Genomic DNA, 12,496 nt, shown 5'->3' on the forward strand with positions numbered 1-12,496 from the left:
CCTTGGACGACAGCTTTTCCGACGGTAAGGAATATTCCTTTCCTCGTCAAGACAGATTGGCGAGATCTTCAGACGCCGGTAGACGGATCGCGCTTACCTCAAAAAAAGGACTGACCCCGTCTCGGATAGCTTGTAGAGCGACTCCCCGAGCCGAGCTACATGTAAAGGCTTCGATGAAGGTCAAAGGGCTGGGAAGGGTCAATGGAATGGGGGCAAGGGGAAAGGGGAAAGGGGAAAGGCTCTACCCGGAAAAGGAAAAGGCTCTCCCGTCCACCGCAACGTCAGGTGACATCATGTTCGCGCTGTTCCAACGAAAACGCTCGGCGTCGGCACCGATGGCGCCCACGGAAGCGGCTGTAAAAGGTAAGGGGCTGACCCGGCCGGAGTCGGCCGCATCCTTGCTGGCGACGCCCCGTCGGCAGAAGCTGCTGGAACACATCTGGCAACGTACTTCGCTCTCACGCAAGCAGTTCAGGTGCCTGTATCTCGCACCGCTGGAGCGCTACGCCGAGCTGGTCCAGCAGTTCCCAGCCTCGGAGAGCCACCACCACGCCTACCCGGGGGGCATGCTGGACCATGGCCTGGAGATCGTCGCCTACAGCCTGAAACTGCGACAGTCCCATCTGCTGCCTATCTCCGCCAGCCCCGAGGATCAGGCGGCGCAAGCCGAAGCCTGGACGGCCGCCGTCGCCTATGCCGCTCTGCTACACGACATCGGCAAGATCGCGGTCGATCTGCACGTCGAACTGGCCGACGGCACCACCTGGCACCCCTGGCACGGACCGCTGACCCAGCCGTACCGCTTCCGCTACAGGGATAATCGTGAATACCGATTGCATAGTGCCGCTACTGGCTTGCTCTACCACCGGTTGCTCGATCAGAACATCCTCGACTGGCTCAGCGGCTACCCGGCTCTTTGGACATCGTTGCTCTATGTACTGGCAGGGCAGTATGAGCATGCCGGCGTCCTCGGCGAACTCGTGGTCCAGGCTGACCGAGCATCAGTGGCTCAGGAACTAGGAGGTGACCCGACCAGGGTGATGTCGGCTCCCCGGCATGCTCTTCAACGCAAACTGCTCGATGGCCTGCGCTACCTGCTGAAGGAAGAATTCAAACTGAACCAGCCAGGCCCCTCGGACGGCTGGCTGACCCAGGAAGCACTTTGGCTCGTGAGCAAGACGGTTTCAGATAAGCTGCGCGCGCATTTACTGGCCCAGGGCATTGAGGGTATACCCGCGAACAATACAGCGGTGTTCAATGTGCTGCAGGATCACGGCATCCTTCAGCCCACTGAGGCAGGTAGGGCCATCTGGAAAGCTACCGTCACCAGCACGACCGGCTGGTCACACAGTTTCACGTTGCTGCGTCTGACGCCGGCTCTGATCTGGGAGGCAAGCGAACGCCCAGAGCCCTTTGCCGGCTCCGTGGCGGTAGGTGTTGGAGAGCCAGGCACAGATGATCAGAACCAGTCCTCCCTCACCACACCGACCATGGTAGACCCTACACCAGAGCCAGCTTTCGGCGCCCCATTGATACCGCCAGCGCCGATGCTCATCGCCAAGGACGGTTCGCTGGATATGATGGAAGAGATGCTGGCGATGCTGGGGAATGCATCCGGGGATTCCCCAGACCGGCCATCAGGCGTACAGGCACCCGCAGACAGCAAAGTACCCGCCGCGAGTGCTGCAGTCGCGCCGGAACAGATTCCGGAAGCACAGCAATTATCAACCGCAGCGACGGAGCTCCCCTCAGGTGAGCACTTTCTGGGCTGGTTGAAGGAGGGCATCGCATCACGCCGGCTCATCATTAACGATGCCAGAGCGCTGGTTCATTCGGTGAATGACACTGCCTATCTGGTCAGCCCTGGCGTGTTTCAACGCTATGCGCAGGAGCATCCACAGATCGACCCTTTGGCCAGACAGGAAAAACAGCAGGACTGGCAATGGGTACAGAAGCGCTTCGAAAAGCTGCAACTGCACCGCAAGCAGCCTGATGGCTTGAACATCTGGACCTGCGAAGTCACGGGTCCAAGGAAATCCCGCCGCCTTCATGGCTATCTGATGGAAGATGCCAGCTTGGTATTGACTGAGGTTCCGCCCAACAACCCCTATCTGTCCCTGACCCAAGGTGGCTGAAAATTCGACGCGAGGCACGAGGCCATGACCACGCTTCCACTGGCGATCAGCTCGATCTGACCGGAGAGGTAAGCGGCGACGGTCGCATTGCCGTCTTCAAAACATTTGATGATGGTCCCCTTGGGTGCCACGGCGCTGAGCTCCATGTCCTCGATCGTGCCGCGAGTAACGCTGATAGTCTTGCCTGAGAGCGCCTCGACAGACTCGACCTTCTTCGTCTCAGGTCCGAATACCGCCAAGTAGTACGGCGCGTGGGAGCTGGAGAAGTCGAGTACCGCCTCATGCTCGGGGTCCTTGCCCAGGCTGGAGATCACCAGGTCGACCTTGCCGGTAGTGAGGAATGCAATGCGTTGGTGCTGTTGACCGGGGTTAGCACCAGCTTCACACCGAGCTTGTCGGCCAGCAGCTTCACAGTGTCGATATCCAGGCCGCGCGGCTGCAGGTCCGAACCAATGGAACCGGAAGGCGGAAAGTCCTGAGGTACGGCCACCTTCAGTACGCCATATGCGCTGATGACGGCGACGGCATCGGCCTGCGCCTAAAGCAAAGCCGGCACCTATCCAGCGTCCTCTTATCTCTGATACGCAGGTCAACTAGTGGTGGACTTCCCTCCACACCGTCGACCACTGCCCAAGCAGCATGGCCTTAGCCACCAACAGTGACTGCAAGATCGAACGTGTAGAGCCTGTCTCCACGTGATTATCCTTCCGACCTTGCAACTGAATTCGTCCTCCAGTCAGTGAACCTGTTGACCATTGGATAGGCGACGCTCCGCAGCGGTTGGGCGATGCTGGCCACGGAAAAACTGTGTCGACTCAAGCTTTAGGCTCCTCTAAAAATAAGGAAAAGGTCATGATTATCCCACCGCAATGCCCCGCAGCCCCTCTCGACAATGCGCCATCGCCACTCTTCACAACTGAGCATCGCGCCAGGCTGAGCGGTCAGATTAAAAGCATCACGAATATCCTCGTTTTGATGCTATGCCACATGGCTGCCAATGCTACCGACGGCGGGCAACTCGCTGCTCCTTCACACGCTGACGGTGTCCTTCAGCGAGCCGTCCCTCTGAAAGGGATGTACCTGGCACCACAGCTGAGACTGGCTTCGACTTCAACGCAGCGTTAGCCGCGCAGGACACCTCGTGAACTATCTCTTTCAGCTGAGAATGATGCAAACGCACGTCCACTATTAGCTGGAGGCGAAAGGGTGACTGACATCCAACTGCTCGTAGGATATTTCAATTCACACGTTAAATTGGGAGAGCGACATGAACTTCAATGACGAAACAGTACTGATTACCGGTGGTGCAAGCGGGATGGGCGCTTCACATGTCCGTTCCTTCCATGCCTTAGGCGCAAATGTCGTCATTGCTGACATCGCGAGCAAACTTGGGCAAGAGCTTTCCGAGGAGCTGGGTGATCGCGCATTCTATGTTCGTCTGGATGTGGCTGACGAGACCTCTTGGCACAATGCGGTCGTCGCCACCAACGCTACATTCGGGGCGATTTCTGTGTTAGTCAACAATGCTGGCATCATCGGCATTGAGGCTCTTGTCGCTGGTAATAGTGCTCTATTTCGTAAGATGCTGGATATCAACCTCACTGGCGCCTATCTGGGCATCGCTGCAGTCATCGATGACATGAAGAGCCGCGGTGGCGGCGCTATTGTCAATATCGCCTCGACTGCGGCGGTTCAAGGGTATCCCTTGGCAACGGCCTACTGCGCGAGCAAGTGGGGGGTACTTGGGTTGACTAAGGCTGCAGCCTTGGAGCTGGCGCACGACAACATCCGCGTTAATGCCGTATTACCAGGTCCCGTGCAAACGCCGATGACTGCACCGCATGACCTGTCCGCAGTGCTTGCGGTTCAGCCAATTTCTCGCGCTGCACAACCGGAGGAAATCAGCCGCATGGTCACATTCCTGGCACATCGCGATTCTGGGTACATTACAGGGGGGGAATACTTGGTGGATGGTGGCAGTACTTTGGGAGCACTTCCTAAGAACTGGCGTGAGCTGCACCAGTGATCATGCAATCCAAGCTGGGAATGGCGCACTCCGCGCTGTTCCCTGCAACTGCCGCATGAGCTGACGCCCGTCATCAGACTAGCCATATCACGGCCGCGTAACGCAAAGCTCATGCACCGCCCTACTCGCCTTGAGCTTTTCAGGGTTGCTGCCATAGGCTGCGAGATCGGTTGGATTGATAAATTCACTGTGCAGAATGATGTCACAGGCATGAGCCCCGCGACTGAAGTCCATGCCAACTTCGATGTGGTTAAGGCCAAGGATCCGAGCGCAAACCTTCATAAGCCACTTTCACCTCAGTGGTATTTCCGTTTTTTCTGCACAGTTCTCCCCGGCGACAGTCCACATAGCGACGCCCTCAACCATTCAAGCACTTCTTGAATTATTGCAGTCGGACCGGCCAAAGTCGCGATCAACCTAGGGAAACTCCGATCAAGTTAGCTTTTGCCGAGCCAAGACCAGCAATCAGGAGCATTACTCGGTCATGCTGGGCATGATTGAGCCGGTTCATGTGGTCGTAGGCGGGCTTTTTAGCCCACCTTGTTCATCCAAGGCGTAATTCACCCATACCCATCAGTTTCTTGCGCACCATCCACAGGTCCGACAGTGCAAACAGGGTGGTGAGATGGGCCGTGTTTTTCACCAATCCACGGAACCGGTTTCTCACGTGGCCGAACTGGCGCTTGATGACCCGAAACGGGTGTTCGACCTTGGCTCGGGCCTGGGCTTTTACCCGTTCAATTTCACGCTTGGTCTTGTAGATCAGGCTTCGCTTGCTCAGCTTCGTGTATGTGCTGCGGCGCGCAGCGATCTGCCAGATCAACTTGCGCCCGTCATGTTCTTCGCGTTTCTCAACACCTGTGTAACCCGCGTCGGCGTAGACCGCGTTCTCGTCACCGTGCAGCAGTTCAGCCACTTGCGTTACGTCTGCGACATTGGCCGCAGTGCCGTGGACGTGGTGCACCAAGCCTGATTCCACATCGGCACCGATGTGGGCTTTCATGCCAAAAAAGTACTGATTCCCTTTCTTGGTCTGATGCATTTCAGGATCACGCTTGCCTTCCTTGTTCTTGGTCGAGCTGGGGGCATGGATGATCGTGGCATCCACAATGGTGCCCTGGCGAAGCGACAGGCCCTTATCCTGCAAGTAGCGATTGATGACGTCCAGGATGCCCGATGCCAGTTGCTGCTTCTCCAGCAGATGTCGGAAATTCATGATCGTGGTGTCTTCGGGGATCGGAGCGCTGAGCGTCAGCCGGGCGAATTGACGCATTGAGGTGATTTCATAGAGCACCTCTTCCATGGCGGGGTCGCTGAGAGAAAACCAGTTCTGCAGCAGATGAATGCGCAGCATGGTCTCCAATGGATACGGCTTGCGACCACCGCCAGCCTTTGGGTAATGAGGTTCGATCAAGGCCACCAGTCCGCTCCAGGGAACGACTTGCTCCATCTCGGCCAGGAATCGCTCGCGACGGGTCTGCTTGCATTTGCCGGCGTACTCGAAATCGGAAAAGCTCATCTGACTCATGGGACTGGCTGTTGCTCGTGGCGAGAGGAGTGAGCTATTTCAGCACAGCAAGCGGATGCTGTGCTGTGCTGAACTTGATCGGAGAATCCCTAGGCAACCAGAGGGCGATAAATACGATGGTAGGGGCACGTCTTCGACCGTCAACTCATTGGTAGTTGAAGCTCCATGTCTGCAGGTTACTCCATTTACGGCCAGAGTCGAAAATTGCTGGGTAACTGGCACGCTCTGGGCTCTTGGTGGCATATAGCCATTCGATTATCCGGAAAGGTCACCTGCAAGCTAGGTAGGGCAGTCGCTACGAGGGAAGTAAAACCGATCAGCGTGCAAATTATCCACATTTTTATTGTTTTCATGTTGGAGTCTCCATTATGGAACCTTGATTAGGCCCCCCGAAACACCGCTCGACCACCTATCTTTCGATCAGAAAAGCCTTTTCCATAACGCTATCCATAGATGACTTGGGCTGCTGCTGACAGAAAATGCGGCATACCTGTCGAGCAGCACGCGTACTGATCGGTCTGTGAAAGGTGCTCTTTGATTCACAAGCCGTCTTTCACAGGTCAGGCCTACAGGTGGGTGACGTCGGAGGCGGGCCGCAGGGGCGCTTGGCGACCGGGCAGGGTCAAAGCTGATCGGCCTAGGCTTCCACTCACGGTAAGAGTGAAACCGTGAGGTGTCGCTTGACGTACAGTCTTTCGACCTCGAGGGCACTCCAGTTATCAGCACCCATCAAGCGCTAGGTCAGCGCCATCCCACCGTCAACATTCAATACAGCACCGACCACATAGCTCGCCTCTGCAGAAGCCAGAAACAGTACGCACGATGCGACCTCTTCAGCCCTACCAATACGACCTATCGGCGCCCGCGCATCAAAGAAGGCGCGACCATCTTCGCCTTCAAGCGCGGGCGCAAGCATCGGGGTCTCGATAAATCCCGGGGCCACCGCATTCACACGTATACCGTAACCAATCAGATCCAACGCGGAGGCCTTAGTCAATCCCGCGACACCATGCTTGCTCGCCACATAGCCCGCCATCCCGGCAAACGCCAGATGACTTGTGACCGAAGCAGTATTGATAATTGCAGTGCCCCCGCTTTCCCGCAGAGCAGGCACTTGCGCTTTCATGCAATGGAAGATGCCATTCAGGTTGACGTCCATCACCCGTTGCCACTGCAAGAGTGATTGCTCCTCGAAGGGCGCAATGGGGGACGGAACACCAGCGTTATTGCAGGCAATATCGAGCGCGTTGAACCGCTGAACCACCGCGGCGACCATCTTCTGACAGTCGCTGTAGTCGGTGACATCGACGACGACCGAGGCCACATCGCCGCCCTCTTGGCGTAACAATTGCTCCGCTGCGTGCAATTTCGCACTGTCGCGGTCAGCCAGCATGACTTTCGCACCTTCAGAAGCGAAAGCTCGCGCTATGGCCAGACCGATACCTCCTGCCGCACCAGTCACCAAGACTACCTTGTTTTCAAAACGTCGCTTCATGAGAAGGTTCCTAGGCATTTTCTATAACTTTCGTCGGGGCCGTCACCGGCCTCTGGGTGGTTGGCTTTAACATGAAGCAAGCAATGCTGGGGAGCAGCACCAAAGCGCCGAACATGTTGACCAAGAACATGAACGCGAGCAGTAAGCCCATGTCTGCCTGGAACTTGATCGGGGAAAACATCCAGGTCGCCACTCCAGCCGCCAACGTCATGCCTGTCAGCAATACGACCCGTCCTACGAACATTAAGGCCCGGGAATAAGCTTGTTCAAGCGACGCACCGGCACGAAGCCAAACGAGCATGATGCTTAATATGTACAAGGCGTAATCAATCCCGATGCCTACACCAAGGGCAGTCACCGGGAGGGTGGCCACTTTCAGGCCCACCCCGACGAGCACCATCAGTGCTTCGGCCAGCAGACTGGTCAACGCCAGGGGCAAAATGGCCACGAGAACGGCCCGCCACGAGCGGAAGGTGATCAGGCTGAGGATGATCACCGCCAAGTAAACCCCTAACAGCATCAGGTAGTTATTGTGCTTGACCACCTGGTTGGTCGCCGCCTCGATACCAGCGTTGCCGGCTGCCAGCAGGAACTTCACATCGTCCGTATTGGCCCCCGCAGCAAATGTTTCAACCGTTTGCACCGTCTGCTCCAAGGTGCTGGCTTTGTGATCACGAAGGTAGACGTAGAGGGTGAGCATATTGCAGTCACCGTTGAACAAGCCTCGCGATGCCTGCGTCATGATCGTGTTCAGAACGGTTTGGTTGGGTACTAGCTCAGCCCATTTCAAGCTGCCCTCGTTGAACGCGGTCCCCATCTGCTTTGCCAGATCAGTAAAGGACACAGTAGCGTCTGTTCCTGGCAGCCGCTGCAAGATCGATTGCAATTCGCGGACCTTAACCAGAGTCGCATAGTCAGCGCACTGCTCGGCGGAAGTGGTCACCATGATCGCCAATACATCGCTGCTCGTAGCGTAATGTCCGTTCACAAAAGCGTTATCAATGTTGTACTGGGAGTCGGCACGTAACTCTGGCGCCCCTGCATCCAGATCGCCCACCTGCAAACGAGTCGCAAGGGCTGCTCCGCCAATGGTCAACAGCAGTGCCGTGCAAATTGCAGCCAATGCATATGGCCGACGGGTAAACAGGACCAGGATGTTCCAACCTCCCGTGCCTCCCGCCAATGCTTTGTTTTCGCTGGCTAGAGCACGACGCGCGGCGTCATGGCTGACCCCGGTATAAGTCAACAGAATTGGCAGCAAAATCAAGTTGGTGAAGATCAGGATTGCCACGCCCAGGCTTGCGGTGAGCGCTAACTCGCGGATGGCCTGAATATTGACCATGAACAGCACCGCAAACCCTACAGCATCACACACCAGCGCCGTGAAGCCCGCCAGAAAAAGCCGGCGGAAGGTGTTGCGGGCAGCATCGATGCGCGATAGGCCACGACCGACATCCTGCATGACACCGTTCATTTTCTGCGCACCATGACTCATGCCAATGGCGAAAATGAGAAACGGCACCAGGATAGAGTAAGGGTCTAGTCTCAAACCCAGCATAGGTAGCAGACCAAGCAGCCAGAGCACTGCCACCAAGGAACAAAGTACGACCAGGACCGTACTGCGCAGACAGCGGGTGAACCAATAGACCATAGCCGTTGCAATGGCGACGGCAATTGCGAAGAAGATCAAAATTTGCCACAGGCCGTCGATCAGATCCCCCATCACCTTGGCAAAACCAACGATGTGAATGCTGACCTTGTCATTCTGATATTTCGCCCGGATAGCCTCCAGTTGCTGTGAGAGCTTACCGTAATCCAGCGCTTGGCCAGCCTGGGCGTCGTAATCGAGCAACGGAACGACGATGGCACTCGAATGCATGTCAGCAGCAACCAGGCGGCCGACTTCACCTGAACGCAGAATATTAAGCCTGAGCGCCTCCAGGTACTTCGGAGTCCCATCATACGCATCCGGCATCACCGGGCCGCCATCGATGCCCTCCTCGGTTACAGCCAACCAGCGCGTACTTCGGGTCCATAGGGACTGCATGTAGGGGCGTTCGACCCCCGGTATTGCGAAAACCGCATCGTTTATTTCACGCAAGGTCTTCAGATAATCAGGATCGAAAATATCACCATGAGGATTGGCCACAATAATCCTCAGAGTGTTGCCCAGCCCTTTCAGATCGCGCTCGTGGGATAGATAGTTCTGCACATATGCATGGTCATTGGGAATGACGGCTTTGTAGCTCGCATTGAGTTCCAAATGGCGAACTTGATAACTGAAGAAGGCGGTCAGTGCCAAGCAACAGAAAACTATCCACACGCGATTCTCGAACAGCAATCGCTCCAGGAATGATCCATCCTGCGCCCGAAATGTCGACGCGGTGGTAGAGCACTGCACATTGATATTCATGGCTATTATGCTCCGAACCTTACCGATTCAACCCCATGAGGGCCCACTAAAATCAGGGTGTGGGGCTGCGTCTGAACCAATGCTGCGACTGGCTGGCCGGCCTGACCCAGGGCAGAAAATCCCCCCTCGGCTCGCCACGCCACCACTTGGCCATTTTCAGCAGCAAGGACGATGGTACCGTCTGCCAGCAGTGTGGCTGCCTGAACAGAGGCATGCAGCGGACTGTCTAGCTGCTTCCAAGTGGAGCCACCATCCACTGACTTCACGACGTTGCCACGAAGACCGAAAGCGAGCATCGGACCACCAGCTTCCCCGATGCATCCGAACAACGTACCCGAGTAAGGTTGAGCAATTCGCTCATAGGTCTCCCCCGCAACACTGCGTAGCAGCATCCCTTGCTCGCCGACCAAGAGCTGGGCGTTGCCGACTTGTGCCGCCGCATAATAGTGCAGTCCTCCCGGGTTATCGGCGATCTGCGTTGCCGCAGACCAGTGCAGCCCGCCATCGCTGGTTCTCAACGCGAGGCCGTACGCGCCAATCACCAACGCCTGCTCAGGTGTGGACACGTGCAAGGCCAAGAAAGGCTTGTCCGGACCGTCTTCGACAAGGCGCTTGGCCTGATCAACCGCCAGCGCCTGGGCTTCGCTGCTACCGCTCACCATGCTGTTGGCTTGCGCGAGCATCAGTTCGGCGACCTTTACACCGTCGAGTTGCTTGTGCCAGGTCCTGCCGCCATCCTCCGTACGCAATACCACACCCAAGTGCCCCACGGCCCAACCGATGCGCTCATCGGCAAAAGCTACGTCTGTCAGTAGGACGCTGACTGGCACCGACTGGGCTTGATACCAAGACTTTGCATTATCATCAGACAGAATGATTCGCCCTGCCTCGCCGACGGCCACAAGACGCTTGCCGGCTTTAGCGATTCCCAGTAGGTAGGCCTTTTCGGGATTCTCGACCCGCTGCGCCGGCTCGTCCAATACCGTCGGGAGCGGGCTAGCGATCGCTGAAGCTGATAGATTTAAAATGAATAATGCTATGACCGCGAGGCCCGGAAATCGTATGGCACGCATGGTAAAATCCTGTAAGCGAACTATAAGCGCAATAGTTTATTATTTTGATAAAATTCGACACTTTTTCTGGGGGCACTTTCGATTGACCGCGGAAGACCCACACAGGACTTCCGCGCCGCCCGATCAAAATGATCGACTGAGTGTCGCCATGACAAAATCCCTTCCTACATAGTAGTTATTATCATGATTACCAAAAAATGTTGTGTAATTTATGCTTGCTTGCCAGTGCTGTTCATACGTAGCACCCAAGCCCACCGTCAAATCGCCTCCATGGTCCTCGGCGTAATTTCCAAACGCTCCAGAAGTTGGTGATTTACCTTTGAACATATAGCCGACACCAATCGGCACGGACAAATCAAGGCTAGGCGCGACTTGAAAGTAATCGAGAGTAATAACGCCTCGCGTGCCGTAAGCGAAGCTGTTGAGTGAGGTGTCCCGCTGCTCACCATGCTGGGTGACTTTAGCTAACTTATGGCCGGCCAATTCACCCGCGTAACTGATGTTGTCCCAAAGCGCCCCTGCCCCGCCGACGTAAATTGCAGAAAGTTGCACGTTAGCAGTATCCCCGAGCACATCAGGCTCTAGCACACTTGAAAGAGAACGCAGAGGAATATTATGCCGATAGGAAACTTCACCACCGAGGTTTAGGTTTCCAATGGATGTATTTGCACTCACCCCATACAGCTCAATACCTTCTTTATATTCCAGGTGGTAGGTTCCGACGCTGCCAGTCACCGGATCAAAACCTCCCGACAGACTAGTCATGACTCGTGGTTCTTTGTAGTTGTAGCGCATGGCGTAAACCCCAAGATCCAGGTTGTATGCCGACGGACGCCAGCGCAATGACACCCCGAACTGTGGCGCGTCTGCTTTATCATCATGTCCGCGATAGAGATAACTCCCCGGTGCTACGATGATCCGCTCGCCACCTTCATCCAAAACGTCCGCATTACTCCAGAACGTGCCAACAGGGGGAAGGCGGGATTTCTCCCATTGGAATTGGTAATACGCCTCTGCTGTCCACTCATCGCTGAGTAAAATGCTGGTGGAAATTTGGTTAACGGGCAAGAATACTTCCTGAGCCTTTATGTTTGGAACGCTCAGCGCTTTGTAAACATCCACCGGAGCCATTGCAGATGCAATGCCGTTATCGGTGAAAAACATGCTCTCCCCCCACAGCAGCGTATGCCGCCCCAGCCTAACGCTGATGGGATAACCGAAAGCATCATATTGAGCACCCACAAATGCATTCATCAACTCAAAATCGCGTCCTGCCCATTTCCGCGCGTCCGAAGTGTAGTGATCATTCGAAGCAGTAAAGGCATTGGCTGTACTTGGGGAGTCGTTTTGGTTGGAAGAATTGTAGACATTATCGTACCAGCCGGCACCGCTCAAATTTAGACTATAATTCTGATATTTAAAATTAAGCTCGGACAACCAATCCACGCGATTCATTACCAGTGAACCCCGGTCAAAATTTCGCTCGGAGTCATCGGCATTGGAATTGCTTAGGTTGGTTTTATTTTTACTTCCAGTGCGCGCACCCAGCGAATACTTGAGGGTATTAGTCCAGTCTGCTTCTATCTCAGAATTAATATCTAGAGTAATAGCAGAAACCATGGGAGCCACTCCTGCAGTTAAAAGCAGGCCTAGACCTAACGAAATACTATTCAAAGGTTGAAGCACTTTGCGCGCTTGGCGTTGTAAAACTTTGCTGGAAACAAAGGGGATGCAGGCTTTATTTGTTTTCATTATTATTGACTCGTTTGACAGCACTGAGCGAATCATGTGCCTTCATCAAAGGAAATGTGTGAGAAACGCGGCTT

The 12,496-nt window shown here is 55.4% G+C and carries 8 protein-coding genes and 1 pseudogene; 2 read left to right on the forward strand and 7 right to left on the reverse strand.

The window, feature by feature from the left end; genetic code table 11:
* Positions 1–293: 293 nt before the first annotated feature.
* Complete coding sequence (gene mobH / locus TU76_RS02250) at positions 294–2,135, forward strand: MobH family relaxase (RefSeq protein WP_048351000.1); 1,842 nt, start codon at positions 294–296, stop codon at positions 2,133–2,135.
* 17 nt (positions 2,136–2,152) lie between these two features.
* Here the strand turns inward: mobH and TU76_RS02255 are convergent.
* A pseudogene (locus TU76_RS02255) lies at positions 2,153–2,673 on the reverse strand (transporter substrate-binding domain-containing protein); the annotation flags it as partial.
* A gap of 729 nt (positions 2,674–3,402) precedes the next feature.
* Between TU76_RS02255 and TU76_RS02265 the strand changes: the two are divergent.
* Positions 3,403–4,161 carry an SDR family NAD(P)-dependent oxidoreductase gene (locus tag TU76_RS02265; protein ID WP_048351002.1) on the forward strand — a complete coding sequence of 253 codons (759 nt, stop codon included), beginning with the start codon at positions 3,403–3,405 and terminating at the stop codon, positions 4,159–4,161.
* Between the two features lie 87 nt (positions 4,162–4,248).
* Here TU76_RS02265 and TU76_RS25820 read toward each other — a convergent pair whose 3' ends face one another.
* From TU76_RS25820 to TU76_RS02295, 6 genes are all read right to left on the reverse strand, one after another.
* Entirely contained in the window at positions 4,249–4,443 is a 195-nt protein-coding gene (locus TU76_RS25820; RefSeq protein WP_053070204.1) for a Dabb family protein, read from the reverse strand.
* A 262-nt stretch (positions 4,444–4,705) separates the two neighbouring features.
* Positions 4,706–5,689, reverse strand: a complete 984-nt coding sequence (locus tag TU76_RS02275) for an IS5 family transposase (RefSeq protein ID WP_048351003.1) — start codon at positions 5,687–5,689, stop codon at positions 4,706–4,708.
* Between the two features lie 736 nt (positions 5,690–6,425).
* Positions 6,426–7,184: an SDR family NAD(P)-dependent oxidoreductase gene (locus TU76_RS02280; protein WP_048351004.1), complete on the reverse strand. Its 759-nt coding sequence runs from the start codon at positions 7,182–7,184 to the stop codon at positions 6,426–6,428.
* 10 nt (positions 7,185–7,194) lie between these two features.
* Positions 7,195–9,597 carry an efflux RND transporter permease subunit gene (locus TU76_RS02285; RefSeq protein WP_048351005.1) on the reverse strand — a complete coding sequence of 801 codons (2,403 nt, stop codon included), beginning with the start codon at positions 9,595–9,597 and terminating at the stop codon, positions 7,195–7,197.
* A gap of 5 nt (positions 9,598–9,602) precedes the next feature.
* Positions 9,603–10,670: a YCF48-related protein gene (locus TU76_RS02290; RefSeq protein WP_048351006.1), complete on the reverse strand. Its 1,068-nt coding sequence runs from the start codon at positions 10,668–10,670 to the stop codon at positions 9,603–9,605.
* A 123-nt stretch (positions 10,671–10,793) separates the two neighbouring features.
* A complete protein-coding gene (locus TU76_RS02295) occupies positions 10,794–12,422 on the reverse strand; it encodes a DUF1302 domain-containing protein (RefSeq protein WP_157316092.1) in 1,629 nt (542 codons plus the stop codon).
* Between the last annotated feature and the right edge of the window lie 74 nt (positions 12,423–12,496).

Source organism: Pseudomonas psychrophila, from assembly GCF_001043005.1.
Classification (GTDB): Bacteria; Pseudomonadota; Gammaproteobacteria; order Pseudomonadales; family Pseudomonadaceae; genus Aquipseudomonas; species Aquipseudomonas psychrophila.

Bases quoted from the DNA above. Each gene is read 5' to 3' on its own strand.
- TU76_RS02275 (WP_048351003.1), bottom strand. From the start codon at position 5,689: ATGAGTCAGATGAGCTTTTCCGATTTCGAGTACGCCGGCAAATGCAAG.
- TU76_RS02265 (WP_048351002.1), top strand. From the start codon at position 3,403: ATGAACTTCAATGACGAAACAGTACTGATTACCGGTGGTGCAAGCGGG.
- TU76_RS02290 (WP_048351006.1), bottom strand. From the start codon at position 10,670: ATGCGTGCCATACGATTTCCGGGCCTCGCGGTCATAGCATTATTCATT.
- TU76_RS02295 (WP_157316092.1), bottom strand. From the start codon at position 12,422: ATGAAAACAAATAAAGCCTGCATCCCCTTTGTTTCCAGCAAAGTTTTA.
- TU76_RS02280 (WP_048351004.1), bottom strand. From the start codon at position 7,184: ATGAAGCGACGTTTTGAAAACAAGGTAGTCTTGGTGACTGGTGCGGCA.
- TU76_RS25820 (WP_053070204.1), bottom strand. From the start codon at position 4,443: ATGAAGGTTTGCGCTCGGATCCTTGGCCTTAACCACATCGAAGTTGGC.
- TU76_RS02285 (WP_048351005.1), bottom strand. From the start codon at position 9,597: ATGAATATCAATGTGCAGTGCTCTACCACCGCGTCGACATTTCGGGCG.
- mobH (WP_048351000.1), top strand. From the start codon at position 294: ATGTTCGCGCTGTTCCAACGAAAACGCTCGGCGTCGGCACCGATGGCG.